The 21,110-nt window shown below is 34.9% G+C and carries 13 protein-coding genes; 10 read left to right on the plus strand and 3 right to left on the minus strand.

Annotated elements, in window-relative coordinates:
• The 7 genes from FA048_RS01530 to FA048_RS01560 are packed head-to-tail and all read left to right on the plus strand — an operon-like array spanning position 1 to position 12,680.
• The gene (locus FA048_RS01530) at positions 1 to 2,439 is read left to right on the plus strand and encodes a hypothetical protein (RefSeq protein ID WP_136838268.1); all 2,439 of its coding nucleotides are present in this window, start codon (positions 1 to 3) and stop codon (positions 2,437 to 2,439) included.
• A gap of 2 nt (positions 2,440 to 2,441) precedes the next feature.
• Positions 2,442 to 4,871, plus strand: coding sequence for a TonB-dependent receptor plug domain-containing protein (locus tag FA048_RS01535; protein ID WP_136838270.1), 2,430 nt, complete (start codon positions 2,442 to 2,444; stop codon positions 4,869 to 4,871).
• A 5-nt stretch (positions 4,872 to 4,876) separates the two neighbouring features.
• Positions 4,877 to 5,641, plus strand: coding sequence for an enoyl-CoA hydratase/isomerase family protein (locus FA048_RS01540; RefSeq protein ID WP_136838272.1), 765 nt, complete (start codon positions 4,877 to 4,879; stop codon positions 5,639 to 5,641).
• 47 nt (positions 5,642 to 5,688) lie between these two features.
• On the plus strand, positions 5,689 to 6,564 hold the full coding sequence (locus FA048_RS01545) for an SDR family oxidoreductase (RefSeq protein ID WP_136838274.1): 876 nt from the start codon (positions 5,689 to 5,691) through the stop codon (positions 6,562 to 6,564).
• 18 nt (positions 6,565 to 6,582) lie between these two features.
• Complete coding sequence (locus FA048_RS01550; protein ID WP_136838276.1) at positions 6,583 to 9,369, plus strand: hypothetical protein; 2,787 nt, start codon at positions 6,583 to 6,585, stop codon at positions 9,367 to 9,369.
• A 17-nt stretch (positions 9,370 to 9,386) separates the two neighbouring features.
• Positions 9,387 to 12,236, plus strand: coding sequence for a hypothetical protein (locus tag FA048_RS01555; protein ID WP_136838278.1), 2,850 nt, complete (start codon positions 9,387 to 9,389; stop codon positions 12,234 to 12,236).
• Positions 12,237 to 12,680 (plus strand): DUF1569 domain-containing protein, encoded by a 444-nt coding sequence (locus FA048_RS01560; protein WP_136838280.1) that lies wholly within the window; start codon positions 12,237 to 12,239, stop codon positions 12,678 to 12,680.
• On the opposite strand, the gene FA048_RS01565 is transcribed toward FA048_RS01560, so the two are convergent.
• Both FA048_RS01565 and FA048_RS01570 read right to left on the minus strand, forming a co-directional pair.
• Positions 12,677 to 13,621, minus strand: a complete 945-nt coding sequence (locus tag FA048_RS01565; RefSeq protein WP_136838282.1) for a Smr/MutS family protein — start codon at positions 13,619 to 13,621, stop codon at positions 12,677 to 12,679. The two genes, FA048_RS01560 and FA048_RS01565, sit on opposite strands and share 4 nt — an antisense overlap.
• 150 nt (positions 13,622 to 13,771) lie before the next feature.
• A complete protein-coding gene (locus FA048_RS01570; RefSeq protein WP_136838284.1) occupies positions 13,772 to 14,818 on the minus strand; it encodes a 3-oxoacyl-ACP synthase III family protein in 1,047 nt (348 codons plus the stop codon).
• A 122-nt stretch (positions 14,819 to 14,940) separates the two neighbouring features.
• Here FA048_RS01570 and FA048_RS01575 point away from each other — a divergent pair, with 122 nt between their 5' ends.
• Positions 14,941 to 15,222: an ATP-dependent Clp protease adaptor ClpS gene (locus FA048_RS01575; protein WP_090991709.1), complete on the plus strand. Its 282-nt coding sequence runs from the start codon at positions 14,941 to 14,943 to the stop codon at positions 15,220 to 15,222.
• A gap of 45 nt (positions 15,223 to 15,267) precedes the next feature.
• Here FA048_RS01575 and FA048_RS01580 read toward each other — a convergent pair whose 3' ends face one another.
• On the minus strand, positions 15,268 to 15,870 hold the full coding sequence (locus FA048_RS01580) for a thioredoxin family protein (RefSeq protein ID WP_136838286.1): 603 nt from the start codon (positions 15,868 to 15,870) through the stop codon (positions 15,268 to 15,270).
• A gap of 144 nt (positions 15,871 to 16,014) precedes the next feature.
• On the opposite strand from FA048_RS01580, the gene FA048_RS01585 reads away from it, so the two are divergent.
• Both FA048_RS01585 and FA048_RS01590 read left to right on the plus strand, forming a co-directional pair.
• Entirely contained in the window at positions 16,015 to 18,462 is a 2,448-nt protein-coding gene (locus FA048_RS01585) for an outer membrane beta-barrel family protein (protein ID WP_225872449.1), read from the plus strand.
• Positions 18,463 to 18,482: 20 nt separating this feature from the next.
• The gene (locus tag FA048_RS01590; protein ID WP_136838290.1) at positions 18,483 to 20,894 is read left to right on the plus strand and encodes a TonB-dependent receptor domain-containing protein; all 2,412 of its coding nucleotides are present in this window, start codon (positions 18,483 to 18,485) and stop codon (positions 20,892 to 20,894) included.
• The last annotated feature ends 216 nt before the right edge of the window (positions 20,895 to 21,110 follow it).

The following is a 21,110-nucleotide window of genomic DNA, read 5'->3' on the forward strand; positions in this document are numbered from 1 at the left end:
ATGACTAAAAAAAATCTATTTGTTACGGTCTCAACTATTTTGCTCTTTGTATTGGGTTTTACAATTGATGACAGCCCCTTACAGCAAATAATTGAAAAGCTAAAAAAATACAGTTTAGATTATCCTCAAGAAAAAGTTCACTTACAGACCGATAAACCATATTACATTGCTGGTGAAGAAATTTGGCTCAAAGCTTATGTTGTAGTAGCCACAGCTAATCAACATTCTGAGCTTAGTAAAATACTTTATGTAGACCTTATCAATGAAACCAATCAAATTTCAAAAAAGATAACACTAGCGGTAGATAGCGGCAGAGCTTTTGGGCAACTAACTTTACCTGATTCCCTTAGCACTGGGAATTACCGAATAAGGGCTTACACAAACTACATGCGCAATTTTGATCACGAATTTTTCTTTGAAAAATTTGTAAGTATCACCAACATTGCAGAAGTTGCTAAAACTAAACCATCTAGCAAAACTAAGGAAGAGTTAGATGTACAGTTTTTTCCAGAAGGAGGAAATCTCATTTATGGCTTAAGAAGCAAGGTTGGCATTAAAATAATTAATCAAAATGGGCTTGGTGTAAACTTAGCTGGATACATAATTGATGAAAATCAAGAAAAAGTTGCTGTATTCTCTGCTGAGCACGCAGGCATTGGGAGCTTTGCATTAAATCCAATTAAAGGAAAAAATTATAAAGCTATTTTAGAAAAGGAAGATGGGTCCAAACTAACTTATAATTTACCAAAGATCCAAGAAAGCGGATATAATTTATCGGTAAATAGCATTGCTGATCAGAATAATGTTAGTGTAAAGATAGCCGCTAGTCCAACCCTCATTAACAATCAAGAGCTAAGTTTGATAGCACAAAGTGGAGGAAAAATTTATTATACCACAACAGCAAAAGTGGACAATGCGATATTAACTGCAAATATTCCAAAATCTGGTTTCCCTACCGGCATTGTTCAATTCACTTTGTTTGATGACAAATTGCCTATTGCAGAACGGATAATTTTCATCAATCACAATGATCAGATAAAGATAAATGTAAATGCCAGTAAAATTTTGGGTGGAGAAAGTAAAACCAATATCAACCTTTTAATCACAGATGAAAATGAAAATCCGTTAGATGGAAATTTTTCTATTGCCGTTGTTGATGCTGAAAAAGTTACCAACAATGAGGATAACGAAACTACAATTCTATCTAACTTATTGCTTACTTCTGATTTGAAAGGATACATTGAGCAACCCAATTACTATTTTAATAACATAAATCCTGATAAGGAAAGGCAATTAGACCATCTATTATTAACTCAAGGCTGGAGAAGGTTTGTTTGGAAAGATATATTAGCGGGAAAAGAAATTGCAATTATTAATAAATTGCAGCAAAGTACTACTATTAGCGGTATGGTAACCAACCTTAACAACAAACCCATACCAAAAGCAAAAGTGATTTTAATGTCTGTAAGCTCGGGTTTTGATATGCTTTTAGATACGTTAGCAGATGAAAATGGAAGATTTACATTTGACCGTTTAGACATTACCGATACCTTAAGCTTCATTCTCCAAGCAAAAATTGGGAGCAATAAAGACATTAAAATAGTGGTAGATGATGCTCCTAGAGTAATTGCAAAAAAGCCACTAATCATAACCGATGATATGATTAGTTATGTAATTAGTGCAAAGAAATTGCAGGAAGATATTTTACGTATCAACCCGACAGGTATAAAATTAAATCAAGTAACCATTACCGGTAAAAAGGAGTTAAAACCAATAGAAAATGTTGCCCATTCTAAAAGTAGAAACGGCTTTGCAGACTATACTATTGGGAAAGAAAAATTATTATATCAAACAGGGGATATCTTCAATGCATTTTATTCTATTCCAGGAGTAAGAATTCAGAATGGACAGATTATTAGAGCTAAAGCAAATACGGTTTCCATGGCACCGAACTTTCAGGGCAAACCCCAACCTATGCAAATTATATTAGACGGAGCCGTTCTACCCGATCAAGATTTACTTAAAAATATTCCTGCCTCAACTGTAGAAGGAATAGAAGTACTTACATCAAATTATAACACTGTAATCTATGATGATGGTTATTGGGGAGTAATTTTAATAACAACTAAAATGGGTAAAGTTGATAAACCAAAAAATTTGCTGTCTACTAACTTAGCAAAAGTTACAAACTTTGGTCTATCGCTTCAAAAGCAATTCTATAAACCTTTTAAAACCGCTTCATTAACTAATGCAGAACTGAATAAAATTGTCAATAATAGCACAACAGTATATTGGAATCCAAATGTAAATGCTAATGTGAATGGCAAGGCAACCATTCAATTTTCAAACACCGAGTCAACAAATTACCGCATCACCATCGAAGGGATGGATGTCTACGGGAAATTTGGCAGAAAAGTAATTACCTATCTAAATAAATAACTATGAAAAACACGCTCAAACTATCAATTTTAAGCTTGATAGCGCTCGTCATTTTAGGCTTTAGAGCCGATGATACACCGCTTGAAAAACTATTAAAACAGATAGCCAAAATTACGGCTACCTACCCTCAAGAAAAAGTGCATTTACATTTCGACAAACCTTATTATACCGTTGGTGAAGACATTTGGCTAAAAGCCTATTTAGTTACTGCAGAAAAAAATGAACCTTCATTATTAAGTGCCGTTCTTTACGTTGATTTAATTGATAGTCAGAACACAATTAGAAAAAAATTAACCTTATCTGTTGACAAAGGTTTTGCATCTGGGAACATTAGCTTGTTAGATTCATTAGGTTCTGGAATGTATCGTGCAAGGGCCTATACCAATTACATGAGAAATTATAGTAATGATTTATTTTTCGAAAAATTTATTACTATCGGAAATATTTTAGATACCAAATCTTCCAAAAAAGTTGATGAGAAAAAACTAGATCTAAATATTCAATTTTTTCCAGAAGGTGGAAACTTAATAAATGGCATTAGAAGTAAAGTTGGTTTTAAGGCAGTAACCTCTGACGGTATGGGTGCCAATGTTAGTGGTTACATCATCAATAAAGACAAAGAAAAAGTTGCTGAGTTTTTTGCAGAACATGCTGGCATGGGAATTTTTGCATTGACACCACAACCTAATGAGCAATACAAGGCAATTGTAACACTTGCCGATAACACAACAGAATCATTTAAACTGCCTAACGTTTTAGAAAGTGGCCAGGCATTAGCTGTAAATTCGGTAGCAGAAAATCTGTCGATCAGAATTTCCAGTACCGCTGATCTGATCAATGGCAAGGATGTATTTGTTGTTACACAAGTTAATGGAACTGTTTATGCCTCTTTTAACAGTAAGGTTGACAAGGCCGTTTTAAGTGCAAATATCCCGAAGAGCAGCTTCCCTACCGGAATTGTACAAGTAACTTTATTTAATGCAGATAGCAAGCCAATTGCAGAACGATTGATATTTGTAAACCATAATGACCAACTAAAAATCGAAATTTTAAATGCAAAGGCTGCAGCTACCAAAAAGAAAATGAACTTAGCACTTAATGTTAAGGATTTGGCCGGAAATCCCATTGATGGAAATTTCTCGGTTTCTGTTACCGACCTTGGCAAAACCCCGTTTGATGAGGATGAGGAAAAAACAATCCTGTCGAATCTATTACTTACATCCGACTTGAAAGGATTTATCGAAAAGCCAAATTATTACTTCAATACTGCTAATTCGGATAGAGAAAAACATTTGGACAACCTTTTGCTTACCCAAGGATGGAGCAGGTTTATATGGAGTGATATTGTTGCCAACAAAGAACCTGACATCACTTTTAGACCAGAACAAAGTTTAGAAATTGCAGGTAAAATTAATACATGGGGAGATAAACCTTTACCAAATGCTAAAATTATCATGTTTTCTAACACGCCAGGATACACGCTCATATTAGATACACTTTCTGATGCGAGAGGAAATTTTGTTTTCGACAGATTAGAAATCCCTGATTCTGCATCTTTCATTATCCAAAGTAAAAGCAACAAGGATAATAAAAACATCAACCTTGTTTTAAATAAAACACCTCAAGTTGCCGAAAAAAAATACATTGGTAATACAGTAGATATTGCAACTTATATTGAGAGCACAAAGACCATGTTTAATGAATTGAATAAGTTTAACATGCTAGACAAAAGCATTCAATTGCAAGCTGTAAATATTACTGGTAAAAGAGTATTGAAACCACTAATAAATATACCCAATTCTGCAAATTCTAGTGGTGCGGCCGACCAAGTTATAAAAAGTGAAAAGTTGATGCATGAAACGAGTATTTTAACAGCTTTCAGTAAGATACCAGGTGTTTTAATAAAAAATGGAATGATAATGAGGGCTTCTACAAGAACAGTATCTTTAACACAAGCTCAACAACCTATGCTGGTAATTTTAGATGGTGTTTATATTAGGCAAGCAGAACAATCTGGCTTTATCTCATCTCTTAACCCTTCAGATGTTGAAGGAATAGAAGTACTAACCAGTAATTATAATACTTCTATTTATGGTGAAGATGGTTATTGGGGGATTGTTTTTATTACTACAAAAAATGGAAGTACGGGAAAAAACCCTCCTTCAACTAATACAAGTAGTGTTAGAAATCGTGGTTTTACTGCAACTAAACAATTCTATTCGCCAAATTACGATGATCCTAAAACCAATCAACAAATTCAAGATCTTCGCACTACAATTTATTGGAATCCGACAGTGATCACTAATGAAAAAGGGCAAGCAGATTTCAATTTTTTTAATGCGAGTATGCCGGGAACTTACAGAGTTTCGGTTGAAGGAATGGATGTTTTTGGAAATATTGGCAGAAAAATATATACTTACGAAGTAAAATAACAGAAATGAAAACAATAGAAGTAACCATAAAAGATCGCTTAGCAATAGTAACACTTAACAGAGGAAAATCTAACTCTTTAAATAGAGAGATGGTTACTGAATTGAAAGATATGCTTCACAATATCGAAGCTGATGCAAACATTGGTGGAGTAATAATAACTGGAAAAGAGCATTTCTTTTCTGCTGGTTTAGATCTTATAGAACTTTACAACTATAATGAGGAAGAAGCCAAAAGTTTCTGGCATTTGTTTTTAAACTTTGTAGCTAAAATTACCTCATTTAAGAAACCGCTAATTGCAGCTATAAATGGCCATAGCCCTGCAGGTGGCTGTGTAATTGCCTTAGCTTGCGATGCTCGTGTGATGGCAGAAGGGAAATATATTATTGGATTAAATGAAGTACCTGTAGGAATTATTGTTCCTAATAGCATTTTTAGTTTATACTCATTTTGGCTTGGTAAAGCTCACGCTACAAGAAGTTTGCTAGAAGGAAAATTATTTAATCCAGAAGAAGCATTGTCTATTGGCTTAATTGATGAATTGGTAAAACCAGAAAGTATTTTAACAGCTGCAGAGCGCAAGGCTAGAAAATATATGTCTTATGAAAGAAATACCTGGTCACAAAGCAAAACTAATATTCGTAGAGAATTAATTGAAAGTACCAGTGCAGACCAAAGTGCCGATTTAGAAATCATGCTTAAACAATGGTGGTCGCCGAGTACTAGAGCAATCTTAAAAACAATTATAGACAGCTTACAAAAGAAATCGTAAAAGTTGACTATATAATAAACAATTTAAATATTAAATACTATTTCATTATGTATAATCAACCAATGTTAAGAGACGATGCTTTGAAGGGCAAAACGATAGTTGTAACAGGTGGCGGCACTGGGCTTGGCAAGGCAATGGGTACTTATTTTCTGAAACTTGGAGCCAATCTGGTCATTACAAGTCGTAAGTTGGAAGTATTGCAAAAAACAGCAGTTGAAATGGCTGCAGAAACAGGGGGACAGGTTTTAGCTGTACAATGTGATGTTAGAGATTATGAACAGGTAGAGGAAGTTCTAGCAAAGACAATTGAAAAATTCGGTAAAGTAGATGGATTATTAAACAATGCTGCTGGTAATTTTATATCCCCAACGGAAAGATTGTCAGCAAATGCATTTTCTAGCATCATAGATATTGTTTTAAAAGGCACTGTAAATTGCACTTTAGCTTTTGGTAAACATTGGATTAAAGTTAAGCAACCAGCCACAGTTTTAAATATTGTAACAACTTATGCTTTTACAGGTTCTGCATATGTTGTTCCATCGGCATGCGCAAAGGGTGGTGTATTAGCAATGACAAGATCTTTAGCTGTAGAATGGGGTAAATATGGCATTCGTACCAATGCAATTGCACCCGGCCCTTTCCCCACCAAAGGCGCTTGGGATAGGCTTTTACCGGGAGATTTGGCAGAAAAATTTGATTTTAAAAACCGAGTTCCATTAAAGAGAGTTGGTGATAATCAAGAGCTTGCAAATTTAGCCGCATTTTTAATTAGCGATTTTTCTAGTTATATTAATGGTGAAATTATCACTATTGATGGTGGTGAATGGTTACAGGGTGCCGGACAGATGAATGGATTAGAAGCCATACCAACTGAAATGTGGGATATGCTTGAACAAATGACAAGATCTGCCAAAGGAAGTTAAGAACTTAATACCTCTTTTATGAAAACGCTTTACCTAGTGCAATTTATTTTTCTTGTTTTAGCATTTAATAGTGCGAGTGCGCAAACAAATAAGCCTGCAAATAAAGTCGAAGCTTATTACAAGATTTTACCAACAGAAAAGCTCTATCTATCTTTTGACAAACCTTATTACAGCGTTGGAGATACACTTTGGTTTAAGAGTTTTTTATTAAATGGAGACAACACAGCAAGCACCAGAACAGACAAAATTTATGTAGAACTTTTTAATGACAGTTTAAAGTTTATCGAAAACAGAGTTATTGCCCTTAATAATGGGCTTGGTTATGGAGACTTTGCGCTTACCAATAAACTAAAAGAAGGAACTTATGTAATTAGGGCTTATAGCAACTGGCAACAGAATTTTGGGAATGATTATTTTTTTCAAAAGAGCTTCAACATCGGCAATGCAGGAGACAAAACTTGGCTTTTAAATTCTTACCAGCAACTTAATACAACAACAGCAAATAGAACCCTAGATCTTAAGGTTCGCATTACCAGTTTAAAAAATGAAGCTATTGGTTTAAAAGATGTTGAGGTGTCATTAATGAACGGCAACAAGCGTTTGGCAAAAGCAGAGCTACAAACAAAACTTGATGGTACGTTCGACACTCAAATCCCACTATCAAACAACATAATCACTGGGAATACCAGCATTATTATAGTTGATAAAAAAGATAAATCCAGAAAAACTGTTTTACCAGTACTGCTACAAAAACAAGATCAGCTAGATTTGCAATTTATGCCAGAAGGTGGATACATGGTAAACGATATTTTCGGCAAGGTTGCATTTAAGGCAATTGGAAATGATGGATTAGGAAAAGACATTTCGGGCAAAATTATAAATAGTAAAAACGAAACGATTGCAGAACTCACTTCAGTTCATAAAGGAATGGGAAGTTTTTATTTGCTACCAACAAAAGGAGAAAGTTATACCGCTATTTATAACTTAAATGGAAAAGAGCAAAAACAAATCCTTCCTATAGCAAAAGAAGAAGGAACTACACTACGTATTGACCAGCTTTCGAAAAAGGATTCATTGTACCTATATGTTAAGGCAAGCGAAGGTAAAAGATTGGAAGGCTACCAATTAATGGCTCAATCTGCTGGAGAAATTTTAATAAATATTAACCTAAACTTAAAAAATGGATTTAGCACATTAAAACTACCTAAGCAAGACTTTCCTGATGGTATCATTCATTTCACATTATTCTCACCAGAAGCATTGCCTGTAAATGAAAGGCAGGTTTTCATCAACCAAAACCAAATAATTAATGTTAAAATTTCTACCAGCAAAAGTAATTATAAACCAAGAGATAGCGTTGATTTAGAAATTACTGCTACTAAGGAAGATGGCTCTCCTCTTAGCGGAAGTTTTTCTGTTGCAATTACTGATAATGGTCAGATTAAACAGGTAGAAAATGATGACAACATAATAAGCCACTTTTTATTACAAAGTGATGTTAAAGGAAATATCGAAAGTCCAGCTTGGTATTTCCAAAATCAAGCACCTTCAACCCTGTTGGCTTTAGACCATTTGTTACTAGCACAAGGTTGGATAGGACATAACTGGGATATAATGTTGCAAAAAGCACCTGAAATAAAATTTAAGGCAGAAAAAGACAATACAATTGAAGGAAAACTTACCGGACTTTTTAATAAACCTACTGCAAATGTAAATCTAACCCTACTTTCTTTAGGCAAAAACATATTTGTAACAGATACAATAAGCAATGCTGACGGAAAATTTACATTCAAAAACCTACCATTACTTGATAGTGCAGCATACACCATTAAAATTAAAAATGCGAAAGGCAAAACATCTAATGCAACCATAAATGTTGATGAATTTATACACGCTCCAGATTTAACTAGTGCAGATTTAATTAAGCCTTGGTATGTAAATTCAGATAGCACACAATTAAATTATTATAAAACATCCCAAGAAAAGATAAATGAAGCGCAAAAGAAAGAGATGATAAGAACTGGTACCTTACTTGATGCAGTTGAAATTAAAGGGCAGGCTAGGTTAAAAAATTTCATTGTAAAAACTGCATGGGATGCCAGAACTTTTAAGGAAATTAAAAAGGAAGACCTTGAAATCAATCCACAAAAAAAACTTTTAGATCTACTTAGAGAAAAAATTGATGGCTTTGGCACAAGTTCGTTCTGGACAAACAATTGTTCTGGCAGAATATCTAGACATGATTTTATTAATTATGTAGTTGGTGGTAGTCTTATTTCTCATGTGATGATTGATAAGATAAATACTCATATTGCGGCCTCCGGCATTGATGACCAATACAATGCTAGTATTAATGGCATTAGCAATACTGCGCTAAGCCCAGATGTTTACCAAACAAATAATTATATATTCAATACATTAAAAGCCTCGGATATTGTTGACATTACAGTGTTTAAAGGTTGTGCCTACTTCTTTTTGGATATCACAACACGTGCTGGAAGAGGTCCCTTTACTTTACCCAATAGAGGTGTTTATGTATATCGACCACTGCCATTATACATGGCAAAAGATTTTTACAGTCCGAAATATGCTACAAACAAAGGCAATTCTACGCCCGATTTAAGGTCTACTATTTTTTGGGACGCAAATGTGGCTACAGATTCGAATGGAAAAGCAAAAATTTCATTTTATACAGCGGATAAGCCAAGCACGTATACCATAAAAATACAAGGAACAGATTTATTTGGCAGGCTTGGATACAAACAAAGTACAATCGTAAATACAAATCAAACGGAATCTAAATAATATGTAAATTAACTCTGATGAAAAAGCCGCTTATTGTATTGAGTATTTTTCTTGCCTTGGCCCTTAATATAATGGCGCAAAAAGCGAATAATATTGCCAATAAGATAGATGCTTATAACAAGCTCTTTCCAGCTGAAAAACTATATCTATCTTTTGACAAGCCTTATTATAGCATTGGCGATACACTTTGGTTTAAGAGTTTTTTATTAAATGGGGATCACACAGCAAGCATTAGAACAGACAAAATTTATGTAGAACTTTTTAATGATAGTCTTAAATTTATCGAGAACAGGGTAATTGCTCTAAACAATGGCCTAGGCTATGGAGATTTTGCCCTTACCAACAAGTTAGCAGAAGGCACCTACGTAATCAGGGCCTATAGCAACTGGCAACAGAATTTCGGTAGCGATTACTTCTTCCAGAAGAGTTTTTATATCGGCAATGCCGGAGATAAGACATGGTTGTTAGATGCGCACCAGAAACTGAATACTGCAGGAAAAAAAATACTCGATCTAAAGGTTAGGATTACCAATCTTAAAAATGAGGCAGCAGGGCTGAAGGATGTGGAAATTGTGCTGATGAACGATAAAAAGCGACTGATGAAGGCCGATCTGCAGACCTCTCTGCAGGGTGTAATAGAAACGCAAATCCCTTTGGGAGATAACAAGATCAATGGGAACTACAGTTTTATCATCACCGATAAAAAAGATCGATCGCGACAATCAGTGCTACCTATCAGTTTACAGGAAGTAGACCAGATAGATCTCCAGTTCATGCCCGAAGGTGGCCATATGGTTAACGGCATTTTCGGTAAGGTTGCATTTAAGGCAATCGGAGCCGATGGATTGGGAAAAGATATTTTTTGTAAAATTATAAACAATAAAAACGAAACCCAGGCTGAATTGCAGGTTATCAATAAGGGCATGGGCAGTTTTTATCTGCTGCCAACAAAGGGCGAAATTTATACTGCCGTTTATAGCCTTAATGGGAAAGAACAGAAGCAGCTTCTTCCAACAGCGAAAGAAGAGGGTACTACCCTACGCATAGACCAGCTTTCTAAAAACGATTCGCTGTACGTGTATATTAAGTCCAGCGATAGCAAAAGGTTAGATGGTTACCAGTTGTTGGCCCAAGTTTCTGGAGAAACTATAATGAAAGTTGACCTTAATTTGAAAAATGGTTTCAGTACATTAAAGCTAGCTAAACAAGATTTCCCTGATGGCATTATCCATTTCACATTATTCTCTCCAGAGGGAACACCTGTAAATGAACGCCAAGTCTTCATCAACCGAAAACTTAAGATCAATCTAAAATTTGCAACAAACAGCGGCATTTACAAACCAAGGGATAGTGTGAACTTGGAGCTTACGGTAACAAAAGAGGACGGTTCGCCATTAAGCGGAAGTTTTGCTATTACCGTAACCGATGACGCACAAGTGAAACATACGAATGACGAAGAAAACATTACCAGTTATTTTTTATTGCAGAGTGATTTAAAAGGAAATATCGAAAATCCATCATGGTATTTCAAGGATGAGAATCCTTCTACTTTGTTGGCTTTAGATCATCTGTTGCTTACCCAGGGCTGGGTAGGTTATAATTGGGATGAGGTTTTGAAAAAAACTCCACAAGTGCAATTTAAGGCAGAAAAGGGTAACGAAATCAATGGTCGACTTACTAACCTGCTTAAAAATCCTGTGCCAAATATCAAGTTGACACTAATGTCACTCGGTAAAACCATTTTTTTAACAGATACGGTTAGCAATGCCGATGGCTCTTTTAAATTTAAAGAACTCCCATTTCTAGATAGTGCCGCTTATACTATAAAAATCAAAAATGCCAAAGGAAAAACTGCTTTGGCAACAATTACTGTTGATGAGTTTACACCTGCAAAGGATATCAATTTTGCACAAAAAATAAGCCCTTGGTACGTAAACGCAGATACCACTATTTTAAGCTATTATAAAAATGTAGACCAGAGAAAAACTCCAACGCAAAGACAACAATTAGCATTAGAAGGCAACGCCTTAAAAGAAGTAGAAATAAAAGGCCAAGCCAAACTTAAAGAGTTTAGGTTGAAGACCGCTTGGGATGCAAAGTTCATGAAAGAAATAACAGAAGAGGAATTGAAAAAAGTACCTCGCAAGACACTAATGGATTTAATGAATGAAAAAATCCCTGCATTTACCATAGGCAATTTTTATGCAGATGGAGCATTTGGAATTCAAAAGGATACTTTTGATGTTGAAGGAGTGAGCTATGGCGCTCCTTCTAGACCAAGAAGGCATAATTTTTATAATTTTTTAATTGGTGGTTATCTCGTATCTCATGTAATGATAGATGGAATTAATACACATTTTATTGCTTCTGGAACGGATGATCAAATAAACAATGTGCCTTATCAATCACATCCATTTCAGGTTAGTAGAACTGCTGTTCTTCCAGATGTTTTCTTAGTAAATAAACAAATTTTTAATATCCTAAGCGCAGAAGACATCATTAATATTAAAGTCTTTAGAGGAATAAGTCATTATTATTTAGATATTAAAACTCGTAGTGGTAAAGGGCCATGGGTAGTTACCACACCTGGTATTTATGTTTACAGACCATTACCTATCTACATGGCAAAAGAATTTTACAGTCCAAAATACGCTGTTAACAAAGATGTTAAAACACCAGATCTAAGAGCTACCATATTTTGGGATGCGAATGTAGTAACCGATGAAAATGGAAAAGCAAACATATCATTTTATGCTGCTGATAAACCAAGTACTTATACCTTAAAAATTGAAGGGACTGATTTATTTGGCAGGTTTGGTTATCAAAAAAGTACAATTAAAATTGTCAATAAAACAGAATCTAAATAAATGAAATCTTTATTCAACGCCAAAGAACGTCAAGAGATAATTGATCGCATTGCCTCTTTAAATGAGGGTAGCGAAAGGGAATGGGGCAAAATGTCCGTTTCACAAATGTTATTGCATGCACAAGCCCCAATAAAAGTTGGCATTGGCGAATTGAAGCTACACCGTAATTTGATTTTTATGATTTTAGGCCCAATCATTAAAAAGAAATTAATGAAGGAAGAGCCATTTGAGAAAAATCTACCAACCCATAAAAGTTTTATAGTCAGCTTTGATCCAAACTTAGAAGCCGAAAAACAAAATCTTATCAACTTGATTAATAAATTTGATGCCCAAAAAGATAGCCTAGCCATAAAACATCCCATCTTTGGCAAAATGAGCACACAACAGTGGGATGTTTTATTATGGAAACATACTGATCATCACCTGCGCCAATTTGGAGTTTAAATCTTAAAAAAAACTTCTGTAGCACCAAAACCAAATTTTTCCTTTCGGGCATCCATAAAAGTTCGTACCTGCGGATGTTTACTTATGGCTTTATGAATATGATGCCTTAATGTTCCATTACCCACGCCATGTATAAACACAATTGATGTCATTTGGTGCACGATAGCCGCATCCAGCATTTGCTGAAAATAAGCTAATTGTATATCCACAATTTCAGACTGACCTAAGAATTGATAATCGTCTCTAATTTTTTCGATATGTAAATCTATTTCAGGTGATGGTTGGGCAACTTTTGGTTTTTCTGAAGGCACCTTAAAAAAACTTTCTTTTAATTTTTGGGCATCAATTAAAGGGACAGGTTCGTCTAATTGAATTAGCCATGCGTATTTATTAATTTCTGGGACTTGCTTTTTTGCGCCACTGAAATCCTTCGCTTTAAACTTTCTAATTAAATTTATTGGGTCTTTTGGCTTAACATTCGCTGTGCTGAAGTAGAGAATTTGAAATATAAACTCTGGCCAAACTTCTAAATCACCTAAGTTAGCACTATATAATTGCGTGGCTGTTTTAGCCTGTACCACACTCGCGAATTCACCTTTGTAAATGCCTTTTTTATCAGTTTTTAAGCTTAGCAAAAGTTGATACGAAGTATTATTGATCAATGTAAAATGAGCAACAGCACTAGCTTTAGAGTCTTCGGCAACTGCCAGATAAATCCCTACTTCTTTAAATTCATCATCAACTGTAACTTGCTTTTGATTATCGCCCTGCGTAATTGGATTTGAAGTATGTCCATGAACATGCGTTAAATTACTTATTGCTACCGGAATTTCAAATCCATCTGTATCAGTTACCCCCAAAGTTTGTGCATCGATTAAACGCGTCACATATCCTTCTCTCTTTTCGTCTACAAAACGAACAAAATCACCTAGTTTAAACATATTTTATTTTTTAGTCCGAAAGTCAGATGTCCGAAGTCAGAAAGATATAGTTAATTATAAAAACCAAAGATAAAAAAGCTTAGATAAGCTTTACGCAACTTATTCTGTAATAGGCAATCGTAATTTGTCAATCTAAAATCGTACATCAGTTTACCATCTAATTAAAGCACTTGCCCAAGTAAAACCTGAGCCAAAGGCAGCCAAACAAACCAAATCGCCTTCTTTAATTTTTCCTGCCTCCCAAGCCTCACATAAAGCAATTGGCACAGAGGCAGCAGTTGTATTACCGTATTTTTGAATGTTGTTAAAAACCTTGTCGTCACTTAAACCTAGTAAGTTTTGCACATACTGACTAATACGCAAATTTGCCTGATGAGGGATCAGCATATCAATATCTTTTTCAGCCAGATTATTAGCTTTCAATGCTTCTTTAATTACCTCTGGAAACTTCACAATAGCCTTTTTAAACACTGCCGGCCCATCCATGTACGGCAATGCGGCTCCACTTTCCAATTGTTCTGTTGTCATAAACAAACCGCCCAATTCTTGCTCAGGATAACCTGGTTTGTCTGGAAGCCACTTATTTGCTGCCGCTCCTGGGTAAAACATAGCCAGTATTTCGGCATCTGCACCATCGCTATGCAAATGTGTACTTAAAATTCCCTGTCCTTCCTTTTTAGCTGGCTGTAAAACCACAGCCCCTGCTCCATCTCCAAAAATTACAGAAACGTTGCGACTACGGGTTTCGAAATCCATTGCGAATGAATGTTTTTCTGAGCCAACCACCAAAATATTTTTATACATTCCAGTTTTAATAAATTGGTCTGCTACAGATAAAGCATACAAAAATCCAGAACATTGATTACGCACGTCTAATGCACCAACATCTTTCATTTTCATTTCACGTTGTAGCAAAACGCCACAACCAGGAAAATAATAATCTGGGCTTAAGGTGGCGAAGATGATAAAATCAACATCCTGTGCCGTAATGCCAGCTCTTTCAATTGCAATCTTAGCTGCCTCTACGCCCATAGTAGTGGTAGTTTCTTCCAATCTATCAGCGAAACGACGTTCTTTTATCCCAGTCCTTTCCTGGATCCATTCGTCGTTGGTATCCATAAAACGAGAAAGATCATTATTGGTATAAACATTTTTCGGAACGTAATAGCCGATACCAGCGATTCTTGAACTATGCATTTTGGTTTGATTTGAATAACAAATGTAACGAATTTCAAAAGATGTATGCGACGAGATTTTTGAATTGCATTAATCTTCCTACTTGATACCAACTACTTGTTACTTTTGTTTATTTTTGCACTATGTCTACAGAAACCAAGGAAGAAACATTTACACTTGAAGAGATATTAACCTCTTTAAAAACTGTTCATCGTTTAATATTATGGAATGATGATGTAAATACTTTCGAACATGTAATTTGGTGTATGATGAAATACTTGGATTACAGTGAGGCACAAGGCGAAAAAATTGCTTGGGAAGTACACAACAAAGGCAAATGTGCTGTTTTAGAAGGATCTTTTACAGAGATGGAAGTTTACCGTAAAATTTTACAACAAGAAGGATTAACTGTTTCGGTTGATTAGTATTCAAATGAGATTTTCGCTGTGAGCGATACATTATTCATTAAACTATTTTAACTTTCTTAATACCGCTACTAATTCGGCTTGTGTAGCTTGAGTTTTATCCTTAGCATACCATCCATGCAATCTTTCTGCAATTAGCCCCATGTCTTCAGTCTCTCGTTTCCAATCAGCCAATAAAGCTTGCAGAACAGCAGGTCTTGGTCCCCACTTTGGTAAAACTAGATTTTTATTTTCGTCTAAAATTAACAACACAGGAATTGCCCTTCCACCATTTGTTAAGTGTGCATCTATTAAGGGCAAATTTTTATCCCTCAAAACTAGCTTCAAATCAAATTTATTTGGCGCAGATGAAACTATTTTGTCAATTACTGGTACAATTTGAGCAGCATCTCCACACCATCCTTCACTAATCACCAAAAAATGATATTTAACTTTTATCTTAGCAACGGTTTCCAAAATTTCATCTGATAAGGAAGTTGTTTTTTCAACCCTATTCATTCGCTGATTGTTCATTTTGGTGTAATGCAACATCGCTTCAGAGTGATCTGGACCAGTGGTTTTTCCTTCTAGTAAAAGTTGTGTTACCAGTGCTCTAAATGTTGTATAACTTATCCCTTCGTTATCAAAAATATTACCGTAATTAAGCATAAAATAGCTGTAATAAAATAGTTACGCCTCTTTTTTTAAACCTTCATGCTCGACCTTTGTCTTTTTAAAAGGAAAACACAACGATAAAGATTTTAGATGAGACACATTACTAGCAAAGTTCTATTATTCGTACTAACTTTTTGTATGATAACGGTAAAACTTTCTGCACAGACTACAGGAGAAGGTAAAATAAGCGGAAAAATTGTTGATGCACAAACCAACGAAACTATTCCATTTGCTTCGGCAATTCTATTGGATAGAAAAACAAAAGTAACCGTTAAAATTGTTCAAACAGATGTTGATGGTGCTTTTACCATGACTAACCTTCCAAAAGGTGTTTTTACTTTTAAAGCAAGTTATGTAGGCTTTCAAACCATGGTTAGAGACTCCGTTTCTATATCAGATGTTATTAAAGTAGTTGATTTTGGAAATATAAAAATGAAAACTGCTAAAGGAAACATTTTAAATGAGGTTACCGTAACTGCTCCAAAAACTACCATGCAATTGGGGATTGATAAAAAAGTATTCTCAGTTGATCAAAGTTTGGTAAGTGAAGGTGGTTCTGCATCAGATTTATTGCAAAATGTTCCATCTGTGCAAACTGATATAGATGGAAATGTAAGCTTACGCGGTTCGGCCGGTGTTAGGGTTTTAATTGATGGAAAACCATCGCTAATTGCTGGTGGTAATATCGCTCAAATTTTGCAATCTATTCCGGCAAGCTCAATTGAAAGTGTTGAGTTAATTACCAACCCTTCTGCAAAATATGATGCCGAAGGTCAATCAGGCATCATCAACATTGTTTTAAAGAAAAACAAAAAACTAGGTTTTAATGGTTCATTGGCATTATCAGCCGGTAATCGTGATAATTACAATGCAAACACAAGCTTAAGTTTTCAAAACAAAAAAATAAACCTATACGGGAATTATGGCTATCGATATGGCAATCGTTTAGGTGGTGGTTACAATAATATAGATTATATAGATCCTGCCAATCCAACTGTTCCTACTAGTTTTGCAGACCAACTTTCTAACTCTAATGATCTAAATAAGAGTCATAATTTAAAAGCAGGGATTGATTATTACCTAGCCGAAAAAAGTGTAATCAGCTTTTCAACTGGCTTTAATCTTAGAAATGAAGATGAAAATGAGCTTTTAAGCATCGATAGATTAGGTGCCGCAAGAAATCCTATAGAATTAAGTAGAAGAAGAAATGTAGAAAACGGTGATGGAAAAAGTCTTGACTTAAACTTAGATTTCTCACAAAAATTTAAAAACCCAAAAGAAGAACTTACATTCAATTTTGGTTTTTCACAAGGAGATAACAATAGCTTCCAAGTTTATAATACAAACATCTACAATAGCAACGGCACAACAGTTAACGATTTAGATGTGCAACAAACCGATAGGTTTAGCTTTAATAGAAACTATAATGCACAATTAGATTATACCCTGCCTTTTGGTAAATTAGGCAAAATTGAAGCTGGTTTACGTAGCCAAATTCGTATTGCTGAGAGCTCTACTTACGCCGAAGAATTAAGTCCAGTTAATAGTCAGTTCAACTTTAATTATGCATTGAGTAATGAGTTTAATAATAAGGATCAGGTACATGCTGCTTATGTTAACTATCAGAACCAGGTTAATAATTTTGGTTATCAAATTGGTTTAAGAGCAGAAGATGCAGCTTTAGATACACGTTTAGGAGCTTATGACATTAACTCTAACCTCAACTATATTCCAGGCAGGGTAGCTTACACCCGTCTTTACCCAAGCGTTTTCTTAACTCAAAAACTTAAAGGTGATCAGCAAGTTCAACTAAGTTATAGTCGTCGGGTAAATAGACCTAGAGGCTGGGATACCAATCCATTTTTAGATGTGTCTAATCCATTAAATTACAGACAAGGGAATGTGAATCTATTACCAGAAGATGTACATGCTTTTGAGTTAAGCCATAGCAAATTCTGGACAAAGTTTTCGTTAATATCATCGGTTTATATGCGCCAAACTAATGATGTAATACAACGTATTAGAACAGAACCAGATGCAAATGGAATTACCATTACTACACCTCAAAACTTAACAAGAAGTATCAATAGTGGTTTAGAGTTAATTGGAAAATTCGATCTATTTAAATCGTGGAACTTTACAGCAAACGTTAATCTTTACCAAAGTAAAATACAGGGTGTACCAGCGTTTGGTATTGTAGAAAACTCTGGTTTTAGCTATAACACCAATTTAACCAATAATTTTGTATTACCCTACGGAGTAACACTTCAGGTTAGGGGAGAATATCGTTCTAGAGAAGTAATGGCACAAGGCATTAGGAAAGCGATGTATGGAGTTGATGCTGGTGCCAAATATGATTTAAATAAAAAGGCAAGTTTAAGTTTAAATGTTAGAGATGTATTTTCAACCAGAAAGTGGCAAATGCAAACTACTGGCACTACGTCTGTAGTAGATTTTAGTAGATATATGCAAGGTACTATGGCAAATTTAACTTTCTCTTACCGTTTCGGCAAAACCGATTTCGGCTTTAAGAAAACTAAAAAAGCAGATGATCAGGGTTCACGCCCTGATGAAGAATCATTTTAAATTTTTATCTTAACTGCACATTGAAAAAGCTATTTCCCTATTTTTTTACTATTGCATTTATAAATATATTTTCTTTTAGCGCTTATGCCGCTGAAAAAGGTACTATTAAAGGAAAAGTTGTAGAAGAAGTTGGAGGCTTAGCTGTTCCATTTGCCGTTGTTTCTGTTTCTGAAGAGGTGGCAGAACAACCAATATTAACCATTCAAACAGATGAAAGTGGTTATTTTAAGTTCATTAACCTAAAGCCCGGAACATACAAGGTAAAAGTTAGCTACGTTGGCTTTACCAATCTTTTTATAAATGAAATTATTATCACAGAAAAAGATTTCGACAAGAACCTCGGTAACTTAAAGCTAGCAAGTGAGCAAAGTAACTTAAATGAAGTTGTAATTACTGCTCAAAAGCCTTTGGTAGAATTTGGTGCAGATGTAATTACTTATAACGTTGGTTCATCTGTTTTAGCAGAGGGAAGTACAGCAACAGATGTACTTAAAAATGTACCAATGGTTACAGTAGACATTGATGGAAAAGCTACCATTGCTGGCAAAAGAAGTACTAGGGTTTTTATAGATGGCAAACCATCTGAGTACATGACTTCCAACATTTCAGACTTACTAAACGTACTTCCATCAGATGCAATTGATAAGATTGAGGTAATGACAAATCCTCCATCAAAATATTCTGGAGATGGTGAAGGCATCCTTAATATCGTAATGAAAAAAGGCTTTAAGGTTGGTTTTAATGGCAACTTAGGTATTAATGTTGGTTTACAGGGCAATACTAATACTTATGGAAATGCAGCTTATAAAGGTAAAAACTATAACCTAAGCGGAAGTGCTGCTTATAGGCAAAATATTGGAAAAGGCAACGGAGAAAGTTATAGAACTAACTTTTTCCCAGATACTACTTTTTATTATAACCAGTTTAATAATTACGATAACAAAAATAACGGCGGCAACTTTAGAATAGGATTTGATTGGGATATCACCCCGAAGCAAAACCTTCGCTTATCAACCAATTACAATGCAAATAGTAGTGATCGGGTGTCTGGTAATCAATTTCATTATCTAAATGAAGATTATATAGAAAGCCGCCTTCGTAATCAAGCTAATTTGGGTGACGGCGATAATAAAAATTTTGTTTTTAATGCAGATTATAACCTACAAACAGATACAACAGGTGGTAAATTGGCAATTGGTGTAACCTTAAATACCAACTCCAATAGTGATTTTACATCTTATAACCGAACTTATGCTTTCCCAAGTAATTTAAATCCAAGTTTACAGCAAAATAACAATGAAACTGGCAACGATGGTATAACTTTTAACCTTGATTACGATAAACCCGTATTTAAAAAGCGTGATCAATTTGAGTTTGGGTTAGCCTACAATTATCGTAAAAATAACAATGATCTTTTGGTAGAAAATTTCAATTACACAACTCAAGAATTCATTACCAACCAAAAACTTACCAATAAGTTTTTCTTTAAAGAAAACATCCTGTCGGCTTATACCGCATATAACTACCGCAAAAATGGATGGAGCCTAAAAACAGGTTTACGAGCAGAATACACCAACGTTAATTTTGATCTGTCTACAGGTGAAAAGTATAATGTTAATCCTTATTTAAGCTTATTTCCCAATATCTCTATCAATCACTTTTTTAAGAAACGTTATAACTTTGGTGCTACTTATAGCGTTCGCATCAATAGACCTCGAGAAAATGCATTAAACCCCCAGGTAAACAATGCAGACACCTTGAATATTTCTTATGGAAATCCTAATCTAGAGCCGAATTATACCCATCAAATGGATTTTAGTTTTGGTGCTTTTGGTCAGAAGTGGTCGTTTACTCCAAGAATTTCTTATTCAATTAGTAAAGGTGTAATTGAAAGATATCGCATCGTAAATCCGAATGGCATTTCAGAAAGTACTTTTTCCAATGTTGGTTCAAATACTAGAATCGCTTTTTGGTTAAATGGGAATTTCCGTCCAACTAATAAAATTACTGCCAATGCTAGTTTCAATATTGTACAGGGGAGTTATTCATCTAATCTAAATTCTTCATTAAATAGAGACGGCTTAAGCCATGGTGCAACAATAGGTTTTTCTATGCAATTACCTTACAAAACTGCTTTCGAATCTAACCTAAATTACAATAATAACATCACAGCCCAAGGTAGAAATAAAGGTTCTATCAGTAGTAGTTTTGGCGCTCGCAAAAGCTTCTTCAAAAATATGTGGTCGGTTCGCATAAGTACTAGTGATCCATTTGGGCGAAGAAATAACAATTCGGTAAGTCAAGGTTTAAACTTTATCTCGCAGAATTATTCTACCAACAACTCAAGCAATGTAAATTTGAGTTTAAATTATCGTTTCACTAAAATTAAGTCTACAAAACCTACAATTCCACCACCTCCAGGCAAGCAATAAACAATTGTAAGCCATCATAAACCTCCTACTCAGAGCCAATACAAGTATTATTCAAACGAAAGATGGACGTAAGATGGACGAAAGACAAGTACTCAACCATATCATTAATGAGCTTGCTTTCCTAACTAGCAGTGTAGGTGACTTTGAATGATTATTATTAACTTAATGAGGACAATAGTTTTTTTACTGTTTATCAATATATAATCGATAAACATC

The organism is Pedobacter polaris, assembly GCF_005116505.1.
In the GTDB taxonomy this organism is placed as follows: Bacteria; Bacteroidota; Bacteroidia; order Sphingobacteriales; family Sphingobacteriaceae; genus Pedobacter; species Pedobacter polaris.